At 69.0% G+C, this 19599-nt stretch carries 16 protein-coding genes; 13 read left to right on the forward strand and 3 right to left on the reverse strand.

Annotated features, from left to right (window positions below; all coding sequences use genetic code 11):
* Positions 1-2 precede the first annotated feature (2 nt).
* The 13 genes from DMP23_RS31445 to DMP23_RS31505 all read left to right on the forward strand — a co-directional run bounded on the left by DMP23_RS31445 (position 3) and on the right by DMP23_RS31505 (position 16696).
* Positions 3-764 carry an NADH-quinone oxidoreductase subunit C gene (locus tag DMP23_RS31445; protein WP_037818880.1) on the forward strand — a complete coding sequence of 254 codons (762 nt, stop codon included), beginning with the start codon at positions 3-5 and terminating at the stop codon, positions 762-764.
* Complete coding sequence (locus DMP23_RS31450; protein WP_037818884.1) at positions 761-2092, forward strand: NADH-quinone oxidoreductase subunit D; 1332 nt, start codon at positions 761-763, stop codon at positions 2090-2092. Before DMP23_RS31445 ends, DMP23_RS31450 begins: the two co-directional genes overlap by 4 nt.
* Positions 2089-2952 carry an NADH-quinone oxidoreductase subunit NuoE gene (nuoE, locus tag DMP23_RS31455; protein ID WP_043836118.1) on the forward strand — a complete coding sequence of 288 codons (864 nt, stop codon included), beginning with the start codon at positions 2089-2091 and terminating at the stop codon, positions 2950-2952. Before DMP23_RS31450 ends, nuoE begins: the two co-directional genes overlap by 4 nt.
* The gene (nuoF, locus tag DMP23_RS31460; protein ID WP_134663693.1) at positions 2952-4232 is read left to right on the forward strand and encodes an NADH-quinone oxidoreductase subunit NuoF; all 1281 of its coding nucleotides are present in this window, start codon (positions 2952-2954) and stop codon (positions 4230-4232) included. The genes nuoE and nuoF overlap by 1 nt, the downstream gene beginning before the upstream one ends.
* Entirely contained in the window at positions 4229-6691 is a 2463-nt protein-coding gene (locus tag DMP23_RS31465) for an NADH-quinone oxidoreductase subunit G (protein WP_134734099.1), read from the forward strand. The genes nuoF and DMP23_RS31465 overlap by 4 nt, the downstream gene beginning before the upstream one ends.
* A complete protein-coding gene (gene nuoH, locus DMP23_RS31470) occupies positions 6688-8034 on the forward strand; it encodes an NADH-quinone oxidoreductase subunit NuoH (protein ID WP_337823297.1) in 1347 nt (448 codons plus the stop codon). Before DMP23_RS31465 ends, nuoH begins: the two co-directional genes overlap by 4 nt.
* Positions 8021-8563, forward strand: coding sequence for an NADH-quinone oxidoreductase subunit NuoI (nuoI, locus tag DMP23_RS31475; protein ID WP_337823298.1), 543 nt, complete (start codon positions 8021-8023; stop codon positions 8561-8563). Before nuoH ends, nuoI begins: the two co-directional genes overlap by 14 nt.
* Positions 8560-9438 carry an NADH-quinone oxidoreductase subunit J gene (locus tag DMP23_RS31480; RefSeq protein WP_337823299.1) on the forward strand — a complete coding sequence of 293 codons (879 nt, stop codon included), beginning with the start codon at positions 8560-8562 and terminating at the stop codon, positions 9436-9438. The genes nuoI and DMP23_RS31480 overlap by 4 nt, the downstream gene beginning before the upstream one ends.
* Positions 9435-9734 (forward strand): NADH-quinone oxidoreductase subunit NuoK, encoded by a 300-nt coding sequence (gene nuoK, locus DMP23_RS31485; RefSeq protein ID WP_033291119.1) that lies wholly within the window; start codon positions 9435-9437, stop codon positions 9732-9734. Before DMP23_RS31480 ends, nuoK begins: the two co-directional genes overlap by 4 nt.
* A gap of 13 nt (positions 9735-9747) precedes the next feature.
* Positions 9748-11655 (forward strand): NADH-quinone oxidoreductase subunit L, encoded by a 1908-nt coding sequence (gene nuoL / locus DMP23_RS31490; RefSeq protein ID WP_337823300.1) that lies wholly within the window; start codon positions 9748-9750, stop codon positions 11653-11655.
* A 13-nt stretch (positions 11656-11668) separates the two neighbouring features.
* On the forward strand, positions 11669-13207 hold the full coding sequence (locus DMP23_RS31495) for an NADH-quinone oxidoreductase subunit M (RefSeq protein WP_443111363.1): 1539 nt from the start codon (positions 11669-11671) through the stop codon (positions 13205-13207).
* Between the two features lie 12 nt (positions 13208-13219).
* Positions 13220-14785, forward strand: coding sequence for an NADH-quinone oxidoreductase subunit NuoN (nuoN, locus tag DMP23_RS31500; RefSeq protein ID WP_199818108.1), 1566 nt, complete (start codon positions 13220-13222; stop codon positions 14783-14785).
* A gap of 750 nt (positions 14786-15535) precedes the next feature.
* Positions 15536-16696, forward strand: coding sequence for an IS30 family transposase (locus DMP23_RS31505; RefSeq protein ID WP_443111348.1), 1161 nt, complete (start codon positions 15536-15538; stop codon positions 16694-16696).
* 246 nt (positions 16697-16942) lie between these two features.
* Here DMP23_RS31505 and proC read toward each other — a convergent pair whose 3' ends face one another.
* From proC to DMP23_RS31520, 3 genes are all read right to left on the reverse strand, one after another.
* Positions 16943-17755, reverse strand: coding sequence for a pyrroline-5-carboxylate reductase (gene proC / locus DMP23_RS31510; RefSeq protein WP_037818829.1), 813 nt, complete (start codon positions 17753-17755; stop codon positions 16943-16945).
* 23 nt (positions 17756-17778) lie between these two features.
* A complete protein-coding gene (locus tag DMP23_RS31515; protein ID WP_043836187.1) occupies positions 17779-18609 on the reverse strand; it encodes a thioesterase family protein in 831 nt (276 codons plus the stop codon).
* A gap of 161 nt (positions 18610-18770) precedes the next feature.
* Positions 18771-19574 (reverse strand): sugar phosphate isomerase/epimerase family protein, encoded by an 804-nt coding sequence (locus tag DMP23_RS31520; protein WP_043836189.1) that lies wholly within the window; start codon positions 19572-19574, stop codon positions 18771-18773.
* Positions 19575-19599 lie beyond the last annotated feature (25 nt).

Genomic DNA, 19599 nt, shown 5'->3' on the forward strand with positions numbered 1-19599 from the left:
CGGTGCCTGAGAACCCCGAAGAGACTCCCGAAACCGGCGGCCCGCAGTCCAGCGCGGAGCGGCCCGAAGCAGGCCTCGAAGCACACGGCCCCGGCGCGGCCGAACCGGTCGTCGCCGGACGCGAGCGCAAGGGCATGTTCGGTGTCCGCGGCAGCGGGGACACCTCCGGTTACGGCGGCCTGCGGCTGCCCGCCTACAGCCCGCCGCCCGCGGAGCGCCCGTACGGCGGCTGGTTCGACGAGTTCGCCGACGAGTTCATGGCCGCCTTGGCGGACAACAAGATCCCGCCGACCGCGATCCTCCAGACCACTGTGGACCGCGGCGAGATCACCTTCTACGTCAGCCGCGAGCACCTCGTCGACATCGCGAAGGTCCTGCGCAACGACCCAGGCCTGCGGTTCGAAATGCTGCTGGCGGTCACCGGCGTCGACTACGGCGTGGACGTCCCGCAGCGGATGCACACGGTCTACGACTTCCTGTCGATGACCTACCGCCGCCGGATCCGCCTCGAAGTCACCATGGACATGGACAACCTGCACGTCCCGTCCCTCGTCCCGGTCTACCCGACGGCGGACTGGCACGAGCGCGAGGCCTACGACATGTTCGGCATCGTCTTCGACGGCCACCCCGGGCTCACCCGCATCTTCATGCCGGACGACTGGGACGGCCACCCCCAGCGCAAGGACTACCCGCTCGGCGGGATCCCGGTCGAATACAAGGGCGCGGAAATCCCGCCGCCAGACCAGCGGAGGTCGTACTCGTGACCAGCACCAACGAAACGACGGAAGCCGAGTACGCGGAAGTCCGGGACACCACCGAAGGCCCCGTCTACCACGTCTCCGGCGGGGACTGGGACGAAGTGCTCGGCGACGCCCAGCACGACGACCGCATGGTCATCAACATGGGCCCGCAGCACCCGTCGACGCACGGCGTGCTCCGGCTCGTGCTGGAGCTGGAAGGCGAGACGGTCACGCAGTTGCGCGCGGTCGTCGGCTACCTGCACACCGGCATCGAGAAGAGCGCGGAGTTCCGCAACTGGACCCAGGGCGTCACCTTCGTGACCCGCGCGGACTACCTCGCCCCGCTGTCCAACGAGATGTGCTACTGCCTCGGCGTCGAGAAACTGCTGGGCATCAAGGCCCCGCCGCGTGCGGAACTGCTGCGCGTGCTTCTCCTCGAACTCAACCGGATCACCTCGCACCTGGTGTTCATCGCGACCGGCGGCATGGACCTCGGCGCCACCACCGCGATGACGCTCGGCTTCCGCGAGCGCGAAGAAGCCATGCACCTGCTGGAGTACCTGACCGGCCTGCGGATGAACCACGCGTTCATCCGTCCCGGCGGGCTCGCGCAGGACTTCCCCGAGGACTGGACGGAAAAGGTCCTCGACTTCTGCAAGCTCATGGACAAGCGGCTTCCGTTGTACGACAAGATGTTCACCGGTCAGCCGATCTGGCGGAACCGGCTCAAGGACGTCGGCGTGCTGCCGCTGGACGCGTGCCTCGAACTCGGCATCACCGGCCCGGTGCTGCGCGCCGCGGGCCTGCCGTGGGACCTGCGCAAGACCGAGCCGTACTCGCGCTACGACGAGATCGAGTTCGACGTGCCGACCTCGACCGACGCGGACAGCTGGGCGCGGTACCTGCTGCGGCTCGAGGAAATCCACCAGAGCCTGCGGATCATGAAGCAGGTCGCGAAGATGGCCGAGCCAGGCCCGGTCATGGTGGAGGACAAGAAGATCGCCTGGCCCGCGCAGCTGTCCATCGGCAGCGACGGCATGGGCAACTCGCTCGGCCACGTCAAGAAGATCATGGGCCAGTCGATGGAATCCCTGATCCACCACTTCAAGCTCGTCACCGAGGGCTTCCACGTGCCGCCGGGCCAGGTCTACGCGCCGGTCGAATCGCCGCGCGGCGAGATCGGCGCGCACCTGGTGTCCGACGGCGGCACCCGCCCGCTGCGCGTGCACCTGCGGGAGCCGAGTTTCGTGAACATGCAGGCGATGCCCGCGATGGCCGAAGGCGGCCTGGTGGCCGACCTCGTCGTCGTGATCGCTTCGATCGACCCGGTTCTGGGGGGAGTTGACCGATGACGAACCCGACCGCAGTCCCGGAGCCGGGGCCGCACGACGCGACGAAGACCTACGCGGCCGCGGGAGCCGACACCGACGTCGCCGCGATCGCGCCCGACCCGTCCGTCGCCGAGGGAATCCTCGCCGACACGCCGGCCGCGGACGTCTTCGACGCCGACACGCACCGCGAGGCGAAGGAAATCATCGCCCGCTACCCGATGTCGCGTTCGGCGCTGCTGCCGATGCTGCACCTGGTGCAGTCGGTGCAGGGCTACGTGAGCCAGGAAGGCATCGCCTTCTGCGCGCAGCATCTCGACCTGACCGACGCCGAGGTCAGCGCGGTCGCGACGTTCTACACCATGTACAAGCGCCGCCCGTGCGGCGAGCACCTGGTGAGCGTCTGCACCAACACGCTGTGCGCGGCGCTCGGCGGCGACGACATCTACAAGAAGCTCCAGACGCACCTCGGTTCCGCGGAAAAGCCGCTGGGGCACGAGGAAACCGCGGGCACGCCGGGTGAACAGGGCTCGATCACCTTGGAGCACGCGGAATGTCTCGCCGCCTGCGACCTCGGTCCGGTCATCCAGGTGAACTACGAGTACTTCGACAACCAGACGCCGGAGCAGGCGGTCGCGCTCGTGGACGCGTTGCAGGCAGGCAAAAAGCCCGCCCCGACGCGCGGTGCGGCGCTGACCGACTTCAAGGGCGCGGAGCGGCAGCTCGCCGGGTTCTGGCCCGAGGACGAGGCCGCTTACCGCAGTGCCGTGGACGGTCCGTCGCAAGCGGTCGAGACCTTGCGCGGCGCGCAGATCGCAGCCGACCGCGGCTGGTCCGCCCCCGGTGCACAGGATGTTCCGCTTCCTGAAGTGGAGAAGAAGTAATGGCTGATCCCATCACTCCGGTCCTCACGAAGCGCTGGCTGTCCCCGGAATCCTGGCGCATCGAAACGTACGAGGCGCTCGAGGGCTACACCGCGGCGCGCAAGGCGCTGGCCGCCACGCCCGAGCAGCTCGTGCAGGTGGTCAAGGACTCCGGTCTGCGCGGCCGCGGCGGCGCGGGCTTCCCGGCGGGCGTGAAGTGGTCGTTCATGCCGCCCAACGAGGACAAGCCGCACTACCTGGTGATCAACGCCGACGAGGGCGAACCCGGTACCTGCAAGGACATTCCGCTGATGATGGCGGACCCGCACTCGCTGATCGAGGGCTGCATCATCGCCTCGTACGCGATGCGGTCGCACCACTGCTTCATCTACGTCCGGGGCGAGGCACTGCACTGCATCCGCCGGCTCAACGCGGCCGCGCGCGAGGCGTACGCGAAGGGCTACCTCGGCAAGAACATCTTCGGCAGCGGCTGGGACCTCGAGCTGACCGTGCACGCCGGGGCCGGTGCGTACATCTGCGGCGAGGAAACCGCGCTGCTGGACTCGCTCGAAGGCCGTCGCGGGCAGCCCCGGCTCAAGCCGCCGTTCCCCGCGGCCGCCGGTCTGTACGCCGCGCCGACGACGGTGAACAACGTCGAGACCATCGCGTCCGCGTCGTACATCATCAACGCCGGTTCGTCGTGGTTCCGCGAGATGGGCCGCGAAAAGTCGCCCGGTCCGAAGATCTACTCGATCTCCGGCCACGTCGAGAAGCCCGGCCAGTACGAATGCCCGCTCGGCACCACGCTGCGCGAGCTGCTGGAGCTGGCCGGCGGCATGAAGGACGGCATCCCGCTCAAGTTCTGGACGCCGGGCGGTTCGTCGACGCCGATGTTCACCGCCGAGCATCTCGACGTCCCGCTCGACTTCGAGGGCGCGGCCGAGGCCGGTTCGATGCTCGGCACCACCGCGGTGCAGGTCTTCAACGAGACCGTTTCGGTGCCGTGGGCGGTCATGAAGTGGACGCAGTTCTACGAGCACGAGTCCTGCGGCAAGTGCACGCCGTGCCGCGAGGGCACGTACTGGCTGGCGCAGATCCTGGAGCGGATGGTCGAGGGCCACGGCACCGAGGAGGACATCGACACCCTCCTCGACGTGTGCGACAACATCTTCGGCCGCTCGTTCTGCGCGCTCGGCGACGGCGCGGTGTCGCCGATCCAGAGCGGCATCAAGTACTTCCGGGACGAGTTCCTGGCCTTGTGTGAGAGCAACAAGCGAGAACTGGTGGGAGCGCAGGCATGACGATCGCCCCCGACAAGCCCGAGACGGCGGAAACGCCGGTCCCCGAGGGCTACGTCAAGCTGACCATCGACGGCGAAGAGGTCATCGCGCCCAAGGGCGAGCTGCTGATCCGCACCGCCGAGCGGCTCGGCACCAGCATCCCTCGCTTCTGCGACCACCCGCTGCTCGACCCGGCGGGCGCGTGCCGCCAGTGCCTGGTCGAGGTCGAAATGGGCGGCCGTCCGATGCCGAAGCCGCAGGCCTCGTGCACGATGACGGTCGCCGACGGCATGGTGGTCAAGACGCAGCTCACCTCGCCGGTCGCGGACAAGGCGCAGCAGGGCGTGATGGAGCTGCTGCTCATCAACCACCCGCTGGACTGCCCGATCTGCGACAAGGGCGGCGAGTGCCCGCTGCAGAACCAGGCGCTCGCGCACGGCCGCGCGGAATCGCGGTTCGTCGACACGAAGCGCACGTTCCCGAAGCCGCTGCCGATCTCGTCGCAGGTGCTGCTCGACCGGGAACGCTGCGTGCTGTGCCAGCGCTGCACCCGGTTCTCCGACCAGGTCGCCGGCGACCCGTTCATCGCGCTGCTCGAACGCGGCGCGCACCAGCAGATCGGCACCGCGGAAACCGCCGACGTACTGGACCTCGCCTCGCGCACCACCGGCGGCGAACCGTTCCAGAGCTACTTCTCCGGCAACGTGATCCAGATCTGCCCGGTCGGCGCACTCACCAGCGCGGCGTACCGGTTCCGGTCGCGGCCGTTCGACCTCGTCTCGTCGCCGAGCGTGTGCGAGCACTGCTCGTCCGGCTGCGCCGAGCGCACCGACTTCCGGCGCGGCAAGGTCCAGCGCAAGCTGGCGGGCGACGACCCGGAGGTGAACGAGGAATGGCTGTGCGACAAGGGCCGGTTCGCGTTCCGCTACGTGCAGGCCGGTGACCGGATCCGCCGCCCGCTCGTCCGCAACGCCGACGGCGAGCTGGAAGAAGCGTCCTGGACCGACGCGCTCCGGACCGCCGCGGAAGGGCTGCTGAAGGCCCGCGAGGGCAAGGGCGGCGCGGTGCTCACCGGCGGCAGGCTGACCGTCGAGGACGCCTACGCGTACTCGAAGTTCGCCCGGATCGCCTTGCGCACCAACGACATCGACTTCCGCACCCGCGCGCATTCGGACGAGGAGCTCGCGTTCCTCGGGTCGACGGTCGTGGGCACCACGCCGGAAACGGGCGTGACGTTCGGCGAGATCGAACGGGCCAAGACGGTGCTGTGCGTGGCGTTCGAGCCCGAGGACGAAGCGCCGATCGTGTTCCTGCGGCTGCGCAAGGCGGCCCGCAAGAACCGCACCCGCGTCGTCCACTTGGGACAGTGGACGACCTCCTCGGTGCGCAAGACCTTCGGCGAACTGCTGGCCTGCGTCCCCGGCGGCGAAGCGGCCGCGGTGGACGGCATCGCGCAGCACGCGGCCGACGTCGACGCGGCGCTCAGCGGCGAGGGCGCGGTGATCCTGGTCGGCGAGCGGGCCGCGGAAATCCCCGGCCTGTTCTCCGCGCTGCTGCGGCTGACCGCCCGCACCGGAGCCCGGCTGGCGTGGATCCCGCGCCGCGCGGGCGACCGGGGCGCGCTCGAAACCGGTTGTGTGCCCACGCTTCTGCCGGGTGGCCGCTCGGTCGCCGACGAGGCGGCCCGCGCCGAGGTCGGCAAGCAGTGGGGCGCCGAGCTTCCGGCCGAACCGGGCCGCGACGTCACCGGCATCCTCCAGGCCGCTTCCGGCGGACAGCTCGACGCGCTGGTGGTCGGCGGCGTCGACCCGAACGACCTGCCCGACCCGGACCTGGCCCGCCGCGCGCTCGACAACGCCGGTTTCGTGGTCAGCCTGGAACTGCGGGCGAGCGAGGTCACCGAACGGGCCGACGTGGTCCTGCCGATCGCCCCGGCGGTCGAGAAGTCCGGCAGCTACCTCAACTGGGAGGGCCGCCGCCGCGAGTTCGACACCACGCTGGAGGGCACCGGTTCCCTTTCCGACGGCCGCGTGCTCGACACCCTGGCCGTCGAAATGGACGCCGACCTGTTCACCCAGACCCCGGCCGCCGCCGCGGGCGACTTCGCGAAGCTCGCGCCGGTCGCCGCCTCGGTGGCCGCGCCGTCGGTCGCCGCCGCGGCGGCCCCGGTCCCGAACGGCAAGGCAGTGCTCGCCACCTGGCGGCAGCTGATCGACAACGGCTCGCTGCAGGACGACGAACCGCACCTCAAGGGCACCCAGCGGCCGCCGGTCGCCCGGCTTTCGGCGAAGACCGCCGAGGGCCTGGGCGGAACGGTCCGGGTGTCGAACGAGCGCGGGTCGATCACCCTGCCGGTCGAGGTCGCCGACCTGCCGGACGGCGTGGTGTGGCTGCCCGGCAACTCCGACGGCTCGGCCGTCCGCGCCGCACTCGCCGCCGGACACGGCGCGCTCGTGCAGATCTCCGGAGGTGACCAGTGAGCCCGCAGCTCACGCAGTTCCTCGCCGCGTACCCGGACGCCGCGGAACGGGCTCGGCTCCTCGCCGACGACCCGTGGTGGCTCGTCCTGATCAAGGCGGTCGTGGTCCTGTTGATCGGGCCGGTCCTGACGATCTTCCTGATCGTGTGGGAGCGCAAGGCGATCGGCCGGATGCAGAACCGGCCCGGCCCCAACCGGGTCGGCCCCGGCGGCTACCTGCAGTCGCTCGCCGACGCGATCAAGCTCCCGTTCAAGGAGCAGATCATCCCGGACACCGCCGACCGCAAGGTGTACTTCCTCGCGCCGGTGCTGTCCGCGGTCCCCGCGCTGATCGCGTTGTCGGCCATCCCGTTCGGCCCGGTGGTCTCGATCTTCGGGCACCAGACGGTGCTGCAGCTGATGGACCTGCCGGTCGGCGTGCTGGTGATCCTCGCGTGCTCGTCGGTCGGCGTGTACGGCATCGTGCTGGCGGGCTGGGCGTCCGGTTCGCCGTACCCGCTCTTCGGCGGCATGCGCTCGGCGGCGCAGGTGATCTCCTACGAGATCGCGATGGGCCTCTCGATCGTCGCGGTGATCCTGTACTCCGGTTCCCTGCAGACGTCGGAAATCGTGCAGGCGCAAACGCACGGCTGGTACTTCTACATGCTCATCCCGAGCTTCGTGATCTACGTGATCTCGATGGTCGGCGAGACGAACCGCGCGCCGTTCGACCTCCCGGAGGCCGAATCCGAGCTGGTCGGCGGTTTCCACACCGAGTACAGCTCGATGAAGTTCGCGATGTTCTTCCTCGCCGAGTACGTCAACATGGTGATCGTTTCGGCGTTCTGCACCACGTTGTTCCTCGGCGGCTGGCGGTTCCCGTTCGTCGGCGACGATTCGCCGCTGAACCAGAACTGGTGGCCGATCCTCTGGTTCTTCGCCAAGACCTTCATCCTGCTCTTCGGCTTCATCTGGCTGCGCGCCACGCTGCCGCGGCTGCGGTACGACCAGTTCATGCGGCTGGGCTGGAAGGTACTGGTCCCGGTGAACCTGGTGTGGATCGTGGTCGTGGTCGCGATCAAGACGATCCAGTGGAGCTGGCCGCAGATCCTCGTCGGCGTCGGCATCGTGCTGGTGGTGCTCGTGCTGCTGAGCCTCGCGCTGCCGGACAAGAAGGTGCCCGAATCGGAGTACGTGGACCTGGCCGGCAGCGGCTATCCGCTGCCGCCGCTCGACCTGCGGGTCCCGGACGCCACGCCGCGGCAGAAGGCGCTGGCCAAGGCCGAGGCGAAGGCCGCGCGGCGCAAGCCGGCCGGCGTCACCGCGGCGGCCGCACAGGAAGGAACGGAAGATGGCGGCAACTGACTTCCTCAATCCCATCAAGGGATTCGGCGTCACCTTCGGGATGATGTTCAAGAAGGTCGCGACCGAGGAGTACCCCGAGGCGGGCGCCCCGGCCGCGCCGCGCTACCACGGCCGCCACCAGCTCAACCGGCATCCGGACGGGCTGGAGAAGTGCGTCGGCTGCGAGCTGTGCGCGTGGGCGTGCCCGGCGGACGCGATCTTCGTCGAGGGCGGCAACAACACCGACGAAGAGCGGTACTCGCCCGGCGAGCGCTACGGCGCGGACTACCAGATCAACTACCTGCGCTGCATCGGCTGCGGCCTGTGCATCGAGGCGTGCCCGACCCGGTCGCTCACCATGACCAACTTCTACGAGCTGGCCGACGACGACCGGCAGCGGCTCATCTACACCAAGGAAGACCTGCTCGCCCCGCTGCTGCCGGGCATGGAGCAGCCGCCGCACCCGATGCGGCTCGGCGACAACGAGCAGGACTACTACGTGAACGGCCCCGAGCTGGCCGCGGGCGCGCAGCAGGAGGCGAAGAAGTGATCGCCGCCCTCCTCGCGCAGGCCCCGGCGTCCGGCGTCGACGCGTCCGTGACGACCGGCGAGGCCATCGCGTTCTGGATCCTCGGCCCGCTGTCGCTGCTGGGCGCGCTCGGGATGATCTTCTCCCGCAACGCCGTGCACTCGGCGCTGTGGCTGGTGCTCACGATGCTGACGCTGGGCGCGCTGTACATGACGCAGTCCGCGCCGTTCCTCGGGTTCACCCAGATCATCGTCTACACCGGCGCGATCATGATGCTGTTCCTGTTCGTGCTGATGCTGGTCGGCCGGGACAGCTCGGACTCGGTGGTCGAGGTGCTGCGCGGGCAGCGGCTCGCCGCGGGGGTGCTCGGCATCGGGCTCGCCGCGCTGATCGCTGCGGGCGTGTTCCGCGCGCTGGTCAACGTCACCCCGGCCCAGCCGCTCGACCCGTACCAGCAGACCGGCGGCGGCCCCGGCGGTCTCGGCAGGCTGATCTTCACCCAGTACCTGTTCCCGTTCGAGCTGACCTCGGCGCTGCTGATCACCGCCGCGCTCGGCGCGATGGTGCTGGCCTTCACCGGCCGGACCGCGAAGAGCAAGCTCTCCCAGCGCGAACTGGTCAAGCTGCGCTTCCGCGGCGAGCACGACCGCCCGTCGCCGCTGCCCGGCCCCGGCGTGTTCGCCACCGCCAACTCGGTCTCGACCCCGGCGCTGCTGCCGGACGGTTCGGTCGCGCCGGAGTCGCTGTCGGAGATCATCGAGGCCACCTCGGCGATCCGGCTCATGCGCGAGCGCAAGCTCATCGCGGACGAGGGCCCGAAGCCCGACGCGCACGCACTGGTCGGCGGCGTCGAAAAGGCCGAGCCCGCCGAGGAAGAAGAAGGGGAAGGAAAGTGACCCCGAGCTACTACCTGCTGCTGTCCGCGCTGCTGTTCTGCATCGGCGCGGTGGGCGTGCTGGTCCGCCGCAACGCGATCGTCGTGTTCATGTGCATCGAGCTGATGCTGAACGCGGTGAACCTGACCCTGGTCACCTTCGCCCGCATCAACGGCGGGCTGCACGGCCAGGTGATGGCGTTCTTCGTGATGGTGGTCGCGGCCGCCGAGGTCGTGGTGGGGCTGGCGATCATCATGGCGATCTTCCGCACCCGCCGTTCGGCCTCGGTCGACGACACGAACCTGCTGAAGTACTGAGGGAGACGACCGAGTGACCGCATCATCGTGGCTGCTGGTGGCCCTTCCCGCCCTCGGCGCCCTGGTTCTGCTGCTATCCGGAAAACGCGCGAAGGCGTGGGGGCACCTGCTCGGCTGTGCCACCGTCACGCTCGCCTTCGTGTACGCCGTGATCCTGTTCTTCTCCACCGACAGCCACGCGGTCACCGACACCAAGATCTACTCGTGGATCCCGGTGACCCAGCTGCAAGTGGACTTCGGGCTGCGCATCGACGCGCTGTCGCTGACGTTCGTGCTGCTGATCACCGGCGTCGGCATGCTGATCCACTTCTATTCGATCGGCTACATGGCCGACGACGAGGGCCGGTACCGGTTTTTCGCGTACCTGAACCTGTTCGTCGCCTCGATGCTGATCCTGGTGCTGGGCAACAGCTTCGTGACGCTGTACCTCGGCTGGGAGGGCGTCGGTCTCGCCTCGTACCTGCTGATCGGCTGGTATCAGAACCGCCCGTCCGCAGCGACCGCGGCGAAGAAGGCGTTCCTGATGAACCGCGTCGGCGACGTCGGGCTCGCGCTGGCGATCTTCCTGATGTTCAAGTACGTCGGGTCGACCGGCTACGCGCAGGTCTTCGAGGGCGTCGCGCAGGGCAAGATCCCGCCGGGCGCGATCACCGCCATCGCGATCCTGCTGCTTCTGGGCGCGTGCGGTAAGTCCGGCCAGTTCCCGCTGCAGGCGTGGCTGCCGGACGCGATGGAGGGCCCGACCCCGGTGTCGGCGCTCATCCACGCGGCGACGATGGTCACCGCCGGCGTGTACCTGGTGGCCCGCTCCAACGTCATCTTCACCGCGACGCCGGACGGCAGGCTGGTGGTCACCCTGGTCGGCGCTGTCACGCTGCTGCTCGGGTGCATCGTCGGCTGTGCCTACGACGACATCAAGAAGGTGCTCGCGTACTCGACGGTCAGCCAGATCGGCTACATGATGCTGGCGGTCGGCCTCGGGCCGGGCATTTACGCGCTCGGCATCATGCACCTGGTGGCGCACGGCTTCTTCAAGGCCGGGCTGTTCCTCGGGGCCGGTTCGGTCATGCACGGCATGAACGACGAGGTCGACATGCGGAAGTTCGGCGGCCTGGCCAAGAAGATGCCGATCACCTTCGTCACCTTCGGTCTCGGCTACCTGGCGATCATCGGCTTCCCGTTCCTCACCGGGTACTACACGAAGGACGCGATCATCGAGGCGGCGTTCGGCCAGGAAGGCTGGCGCGGCTGGGCTTTCGGGCTCGCGACGGTGATCGGTGCCGGGCTCACCGCGTTCTACATGACGCGGCTGATGATGATGACCTTCTTCGGCAAGCAACGCTGGAAGGACATCAAGTCTTCGGACGGCCGCGACTTTCACCCGCACGAGTCCAAGCCGATCATGTGGGTCCCGATGGCGATCCTGGCGGTCGGTTCGGTCGGCGCCGGTGCGTTCTTCGTGCTGGGCGACCGGTTCGTCACCTGGCTCGCCCCGGTGGTCGGCGAGCACGTGGAGGCCGAGCACACCCCGATTCCTTCGTGGACGGTCCCGGCGCTCACGCTGGTGCTGGCCGCGCTCGGCGTGCTGCTGGCGGTCTGGCTGTTCCGGCCTTCGCGCGACATCGCGGTCGAGCGCCCGGAGCGGGTGGCCTGGCCGGTCCGCGCGGCGCGCAAGGACCTGTACGGCAACGCGCTCAACGAAACCCTGGTCGCCCGTCCGGGCACCTGGCTGGCGCGGGCGCTGGTGTACGTGGACAACCGCGGCGTCGACGGCGCGGTGAACGGCCTCGCCGCGGCACTCGGCGGCGGGTCCGGGCGGCTGCGCCGGATGCAGACCGGGTTCGTGCGGTCCTACGCACTGTCCATGCTCGGCGGCACGTTCCTGCTTCTCGCGGCCCTTCTGCTGGTGAGGTTCTCCTGACATGACTTGGCTTCTGGCGCTCATCCTGCTGCCGCTGGCCGGCTCGCTGGTGCTGGCGTTCCTCAAGGGGAACGACCGGGCCGCGGTCGCCACGGCGCTCGTCGTGTCCATTGTGGAGTTCCTGCTGATCATCCCGTTCTGGGCGAGCTACTCGCCTTCGGGCGAGCGCATCCAGCAGGCCACGACGATGGACTGGATCCCGAGCTTCGGCATCCACATCTCGTTCGGCACCGACGGCATCTCGCTCATCATGATCGCGGTCATCGCGCTCCTGGTGCCGATCGTCGTCGGCGCGCTCGGGCTCACCGACAAGCTTCCCGCCGGCCGCAGCGCGGGCGGGTTCCTGTCGCTGATCCTGCTGCAGGAGGCGCTCACGATCGGCGTCTTCGCGGCGACCGACGTGTTCCTCTTCTACGTGCTGTTCGAGATCATGCTGATCCCGATGTACTTCCTGATCGGCGGCTACGGCGGCGCGAACCGGCAGTACGCGGCGGTGAAGTTCTTCCTGTACTCGTTCCTCGGCGGCCTGATCATGCTGGCCTCGGCGATCGGGGCGTACTCGCTGGCCTCGGACAAGCTCGGCAAGGGCACGTTCGACTGGGCCACGCTGGTGACGGTGGTGCGCGACGCGCCGACCGGCACGCAGATCTGGCTGTTCCTCGGCTTCTTCCTCGCGTTCGCGATCAAGGCCCCGCTGGTCCCGTTCCACACCTGGCTGCCGGACGCCGCCGGCCAGGCCCCGATCGGCGTCGCGGTGCTGCTCGTCGGCGTGCTGGACAAGGTCGGCACGTTCGGGTTCCTGCGGTACTGCCTGCCGATGTTCCCGGAGGGCAGCAAGGCGCTCGCGCCGCTGGTGCTGATCCTGTCGGTGATCGGCGTGCTGTACGGCTCGATCCTCGCTGCGGGACAGCGCGACATGAAGCGGTTCATCGCCTACGTGTCGATCGCCCACTTCGGGTTCATCGCGCTGGGCATCTTCACCTTCAACGAGCAGGCGATGGTCGGCTCGGTGTCGTACATGCTGAACCACAGCCTGTCGACCGGGATGCTGATCGTGGTGATCGGCCTGATCGTGATGCGCGGCGGGTCGAGCAAGATCTCGGACTACGGCGGCATGGCGAAGGTGACCCCGCTGCTCGGCGGAATGCTGTTGCTGGCCGGGCTTTCCGCGCTGTCGCTGCCGGGAACCAACTCGTTCGTCAGCGAGTTCCTCGTGCTGCTGGGGTCCTTTGTGGACCAGCCGGTGTACACGATCCTCGCGACCGTGGGCATGGTGCTCGCCGCGGCGTACGTGCTGTGGCTGTACCAGCGGATCATGCAAGGCCCGGTTCGCGGCGACGCCCTGGTGGGCGTCGGCGGGGGACCGGGCACGGCGATCGCGCCGGAACTCGGCGCTCGCAAGGCCATTACCGACCTGGGCAAACGCGAGATCGCGATTCTCGCGCCCCTGGTCATCCTGATCATCGGACTGGGTTTCTACCCCAAGCCGATGCTCGACACGATCACCCCGTCGGTGCAGGCGACGCTGTCTGCCGTGCAGGGAGGCAAGTAAACCGTGCTCGACATGTTCCTGGCGCAAGCGCCGGCAGCGCCGCTGGAAGTGCCTTCGGTCGATTACGCGGCCGTGCTGCCGATGCTGATCGTCTTCGGCGTCGCGTGCATCGGCGTGCTGGTGGAAGCGTTCGCTCCGAAGGCCACGCGGTGGGGGATCCAGGTGACGATCTCCCTCGTCGCGATCCTCGCCGCGGGGGTTTCGCTGATCCTGTACGCGACCGGCTCTTCCTCCTCGAAGGCCGGTACGACGACGTTCTCCGGCTCGATCTCGGTGGACCGGCCGTCGCTGTTCCTGTGGGGCACGCTGCTGCTGCTCGGCCTCGGCGCGGTCTTCCTGATCGCGGACCGGAAGGTCGAGGCGGGCGGCGCGTTCGTGGCTCAGGCGGCGATCCGGCCCGGTACGGTCCAGGACCGCGCGCAGTCTGCCACGACGTCGCAGACCGAGGTCTTTCCGCTGACGCTCTTCGCGCTCGGCGGGATGATGACGTTCTGCGCGGCGAATGATCTGCTGACGATGTTCATCGCGTTGGAAGTGCTTTCGCTGCCGCTGTACCTGATGTGCGGGCTGGCTCGGCGACGTCGGCTGATCTCGCAGGAAGCCGCGGTCAAGTACTTCCTGCTGGGGGCGTTCTCGTCGGCGTTCTTCCTTTACGGGCTGGCGTTGCTGTACGGGTACGCGGACTCGGTGAAGCTGGCTGACATCGCGCACGCGGCTGCTGGGTCGGATCGGTCGGACACGTTGTTGTTCGCTGGTCTTGGCTTGCTTGTGGTGGGTCTGCTGTTCAAGGGATCGGTTGGGCCGTTCCACACGTGGACGCCGGACGTCTACCAGGGTGCGCCTACGCCGGTTACCGGGTTTATGGCTGCTTGCACGAAGGTTGCTGCGTTTGGTGCCATCCTGCGCGTGCTCAGTGTCGGGTTTTCCTCGACTAGCTGGGAATGGCGCGGGGTCATGTGGGCGGTGGCCATTATTTCGATGGCGCTCGGGGCGATTCTCGGGCTGACGCAGACGGATGTTAAGCGGATGATCGCTTACTCGTCGGTGGCGCACGCTGGGTTCTTGCTTGTCGGTGCTATTGCGATGACTGAGGACGGGTTGTCCAGCACGTTGTTCTATCTGCTGGCGTATGGGTTTACTACGTTGGCTGCGTTTGGGGTTGTTTCCCTGGTGCGGGATTCCAGCGGGGAGGCTACGCATCTCTCCGCTTGGGCTGGGTTGGCTAAGCGGTCGCCGTTGTTGGCTGGGGTGTTTACGTTCCTCTTGCTGGCGTTGGCTGGGATTCCGTTGACTAGTGGGTTTGTTGGGAAGTTCGTGGTGTTCTCGGCGGCGTTGTCGGATGGGATGGCGCCGTTGGTGGTTGTCGCGCTGGTGTTTAGTGCGGTGGCTGCGTTCTTCTATTTGCGGGTTATTGTTTTGATGTACTTTTCCGAGCCTGCTGCTGATGGGCCTACGGTGACTGTGCCGGGTGGGTTTACTACTGCGGCTATTGCGTTGGGTGTTGTGGTTACGTTGGTGCTTGGGGTTCTTCCGGCCTTTGCGTTGGACTGGGCTGGGGCTGGGGGGTTTGCTTCCTAGGGCTGGGTTGTGCGGCTCGTCGCCTGGCGGCGACATTGCGCCCTGAGTGGTTGCGTGGGCACCCCGATTTTTGATTGTCACTACGGCGCGGGGGTGCTTGTCAAGGCGGGAAAGATGCCTTGACAAGCACCCCCGCGCCGTGTTTTTGGCGTCGTATCGGGGGTGGGGGAGGTGTGGGTGCCTTGCTTTGGGTGCATCGGCTGCGGTTTGTGGTGGTGCGCGCGGGGGTTCGCACGTAGAGCGTGAGTGGGGGCCGGGCGGCGCTGCCTCTTTCGCTCGCTGCGCCGTGGGGCTAGCGCCCCAACGTGGCATTGGGTGCGGTTTGGGGCGGGGTGGGCTTGCGTCCCGATGTGGCGGTGGGTGCGTTGGCTGCGGTTGTGGTGGCGCGCGGGGGCTCGCACGCGGAGCGTGCGTGGGTGCGGCGGCGGAGCCTCTTTCGCTCGCTGCGCCGTGGTGGGGTTAGCGCCCCAATGTGGCATTGGGTGCGTGTGACGCAACGAATGCCACATTGGGTGCGTGGGATGCACCCAATGCCGCATTGGGTGCATCGCGGTGCGGTGCGGGCGGGCCGTGAAGGGCTCCTTGAGGGAATCTAGGTCCGTGAAGGAGCCCTTCACGGCCGGTCGCTGGTCGTGAGGGGAACCCTGGGGGAATCTGCTTGGGTTCTAGTGGTGGTTGCAACGCCTGAGTTGTGCAGGGGTTGCAGTGGTCGTGGTCGGGCGTGGTCGGGCTCCGCGGGGCCGGGTGAGGCTGGCGGCGGAACGCCGCCGCTATTTTGATCTTGTGGCGGAGGGCGTGGGCACGGTCGAGGCGTGCCGCAGGGTCGGGGTCGACCGCAGGACCGGGCACTATTGGCGGCACGGGCGACCGAGCCGGGCGGGCGCGACCGCGCGCCCGGCCGCGCGGCCCGGGCCGGACTCGGGCCGGTTCCTGAGCGCGGGCGAGCGGATCGCGATCGCGGACGGGCTGGCGGCGGGCCGCTCGCGGCGGGCGATCGCGGCCGAGCTGGGCCGCAGCCCGTCCACGATCAGCCGGGAGATCGCCCGCAACGCCCGCCCCTGCGGCGACTACCGGCCCCACGCCGCCCACGACCTCGCCCGGGCACGGCGCCCGCGACCGAAAACAGGCAAGATCGCGGCCTGCCCCGAACTGCGGGACCGGGTGCAGGCGATGCTGACCGACAAATTCAGCCCGGAGCAGATCGCCGCCCGGCTGCGCCGCGACCACCCCGACCGGCCGGAGCTGCACGTGACCCACGAAACGATCTACCAGGCCCTCTACGTCCAAGGCCGCGGCGAACTGCGCCGCGAGCTGGCCCGCGCCCTGCGCACCGGCCGCACCATGCGCAAACCCCGCGCCAGCGGCGAACAACGCCGGCCCCGCTTCGCCGAACCCATGGTCATGATCAGCGACCGGCCCGCCGAAGCCGCCGACCGCGCCGTCCCCGGCCACTGGGAAGGCGACCTGATCATCGGCAAGGACAACGCTTCCGCCATCGCCACCCTCGTCGACCGCTCCACCCGCTACACCCTGCTCGTCGCGCTGCCCGACGGCCGCGGCGCCGACGCCGTCCGCGACGCCCTCGCCGACACCGCCGCGACCCTGCCCGCACACCTGCGACGATCCCTGACCTGGGACCAGGGCAGCGAAATGGGCCGCCACCACGAATTCACCGTCGCCACCGGCATCCCCGTCTACTTCTGCGACCCCCACAGCCCCTGGCAACGCGGCAGCAACGAAAACACCAACGGCCTGCTGCGCCAGTACTTCCCCAAAAGCACCGACCTCTCAGTCCACACCCCCGAACACCTCGCCGCCGTCGCCGCACAACTCAACCGCCGACCCCGCAAAACACTCAACTGGGACACCCCAGCCGAACGCCTCGCTACACTCCTCGCCGAAACCAGTTGAACCACCCGCGTTGCAACAACCCCTCGAATCCACCCTGATTCCCTCAGGGTGCCCCTCACGGACGTCAACCGGAGCGGAGAAGCAACGCGGCCCCGTCGACGCTGCGTCTCGCCGCACCAACGCCACCCGCCGCGCCACTGAGAAACCCCAATGCGGCATTGGGTGCGTGCGACGCACCGAACGCCACATTGGGCGCGTCAGATGCACCCAATGCGGCATTGGGGCGGTCCGACCGGAGGCGGGCGATCAGTTCTCGTGGGCGCGCCCCAGCTCCTCCGACCGGTCGCGGGCGGCCTCGATCGCGTCGAGCAAAGCCGCGCGCACGCCGTGCTTCTCCAGTTCGCGGATCGCGTTGATGGTGGTCCCGGCGGGGGACGTCACCGCCTCGCGCAGCAGTACCGGGTGGTCCTGGCCCTCGGCCAGCATCTTCGCCGCGCCGACCGCCGACTGGATGATCAGCTGTCCGGCCAGCGCGCGCGGCAGGCCGAGCAGGATGCCCGCGTCGATCATGGCCTCGACCAGGTAGAAGAAGTACGCCGGACCGGATCCGGACAGTGCGGTGACCGCGTCCTGCTGCCGCTCCGGCACCTCGACGACCTGGCCGACGTGCGACAGCAGTTCCTTGACCGTCGCGACGTGCGCGGGCGTCGCGTGCTGGCCGGGTGAGATCGCACTCATCGCCTCGCCGACCAGCATCGGGGTGTTCGGCATCACGCGGACCACCGGCACGCCCTCAGCGAGCCGGCGTTCGTACAGCGCGGTCGGCAGCCCTGCGCACAGCGACACGACCAGCGACGACGGACCGAGCAGCGGGGCCAGCTCGTCCAGCACCGGCTCGATGTCCTGCGGCTTCACCGCGACCACGAGGATGTCCGCGCGCCGCGCCGCGTCCGCGACGGTCGCCGCTTTCATGCCCGGGTAGCGCGTTTCCAGCTCGCGCGCCCGCTCCTCGTACCGCTCGGTGAAGAGCAGGTCGCCTGGCTCGTGGCCGCCGTTGAGCAGGCCCGACAGCAGGGCTTCGCCGATCTTTCCCGCACCCAGCACCGCGATCACACTCATGCGGCCAGCGTGCCAAACGCGGCTCAGCCGCCCGGTGCCGGGGCGAGCGCCAGCTGCCGCACCTGCGCGACGAGGCGGCCTTGGGAGTCCACGACGGTCGCGTCCGAGTCGAACCACGGCTCGTGCACCGAGCGCGATTCGACGAGGATCCGCAGCCAGCCAGGGGCCGGGCGGGTGCGCAGCAGCGAGGTCAGTTGGACCGTCGGGGCCCAGCCGTGCCTGCCGAGGTTCGCCACCACCGGCGGGTTGAGATCGCCTGCCAGCAGCGAGAAGTACACGTCGGGCTGGCCTACGCGCGGACGCGCCCACATCCGCAGCCGGGGCGGGTCGCCGGTGCGTCCGGTGAGGAATCCCGCGGTCGCCGCGTCCAGGCGGACGTCGCAGGCGGCGGACAGGTGGAACGGGCCTTCCGGAGTGTCCTTGCCGAGCTGCGGCGCGTTCGACGGCGGTTCGGCGGGCATCTGCGGCAAGTCCGTCCATTCGGAACGGCGCATCGGCAACCGGCCGACCGTGACCCTCGCCTCGACGCAAGCCCGGCCGCGCTGTTCGAGCGACACCGCGACCACTGAAACCCGGCGGCCGACCTTGCGCACGTCCGCGCGCAGCAGCACCGGGCCGAGCGCGGGCGCGTGCAGGAACTCGGTGCTCACCGCGAGCGGATCGACAGTCGCGTCCCCGCGCTCGTGCAACGCGGCGGCAGCGGTTTTCGCCAGCAACGCCACCAGGAACCCGCCGTGCGGATGGACCCCGATCGACCATTCCGCCCGCAACGTCGCGGTGAACGTGCCGTCTCCGAGCGACCGCACTGAGGTGGCCCCGTCGAAGGCGGTCGCGGTGTCGTCGGCCGCGCTCACGGACGACCGGCCACGGCGATACGGCGCGTGGAACCGGGTCCGGCGAAATCTGGAGACGGCGATGGCAACGAGGTCACGCCCGCACTTTACGGTGCCCGGCCGCCTTTGCGAGCCGAGCAGGGCAGGGACCGCCCGGACAGCCGAGCAAGATCACCCAGGGATCATTGCCCCAGATGCAACCGGGCGAACAACAGCGCCTCGGCCAACGCCCGCGCCCGCGACGCCGCCCCCGTGGCATGCCGGGTGTTGACCTCCAGCACCACCTGCCCGGCGAACCCGTCACTGACCAGCTTCTCCAGCAACTCCGCACACGGCTGCCCGCCATGCCCCGGAATCAGGTGCTCGTCCTTCGGAATCCCCGTCCCGTCCGCCAGATGGACGTGGCTCAACCCCGCCCCCATCCGGTCCGCGAGCGCGAGCGCGTCCATCCGCGCCGCGGCCGAATGCGACAGATCCAAGGTGTAGTGCCGGAATCCGACGTCCGTGGGATCGATCGACGGCCGGAACGCCGACACCCGCGCATCCCGCGACCCGCCGGGCGGGCGGACCTTGAACATGTTCTCCACCGCGACGTCCACGCCGCTGGCGTCCTCGAGCTCGTCCACAAGATCGCCGAACGCGTCGCCGTAGCGCCGCTGCCAGCGGAACGGCGGATGCACCACGACCGTGCGCGCGCCGAGTTCCAGCGCGGCGTCCACGGAGCGGCGCAGGCGCACCTCCGGATCCGGCGACCAGATCCGCTGCGTGATCAGCAGCGACGGCGAATGCACCGACAGCACCGGCATCCCGGTGCGCCGCGACCAGCGCCGGATCGCCGAGACGTCCTGGCTGATCGGATCCGCCCAGACCATGACCTCGACGCCGTCGTAGCCGAGATCGGCGGCCAGCTCGAACGCCGCGCCCGCGCGCAGCGGCCACACCGAGGCGGTGCTCAGACCCACGGGGACGGGCGCGCTCTCACTCACGCGCCCATCCTGCCCCAGCGTCCTT

This window comes from Amycolatopsis sp. A1MSW2902 (assembly GCF_017312175.1).
Lineage (GTDB): Bacteria > Actinomycetota > Actinomycetes > Mycobacteriales > Pseudonocardiaceae > Amycolatopsis > Amycolatopsis nivea.

What these genes read in the sequence shown, in the direction of transcription:
- nuoE (WP_043836118.1), top strand. Translation starts at nt 2,089, where the DNA reads ATGACGAACCCGACCGCAGTCCCGGAGCCGGGGCCGCACGACGCGACG.
- nuoF (WP_134663693.1), top strand. Translation starts at nt 2,952, where the DNA reads ATGGCTGATCCCATCACTCCGGTCCTCACGAAGCGCTGGCTGTCCCCG.
- DMP23_RS31465 (WP_134734099.1), top strand. Translation starts at nt 4,229, where the DNA reads ATGACGATCGCCCCCGACAAGCCCGAGACGGCGGAAACGCCGGTCCCC.
- nuoI (WP_337823298.1), top strand. Translation starts at nt 8,021, where the DNA reads ATGGCGGCAACTGACTTCCTCAATCCCATCAAGGGATTCGGCGTCACC.
- nuoN (WP_199818108.1), top strand. Translation starts at nt 13,220, where the DNA reads ATGTTCCTGGCGCAAGCGCCGGCAGCGCCGCTGGAAGTGCCTTCGGTC.
- proC (WP_037818829.1), bottom strand. Translation starts at nt 17,755, where the DNA reads ATGAGTGTGATCGCGGTGCTGGGTGCGGGAAAGATCGGCGAAGCCCTG.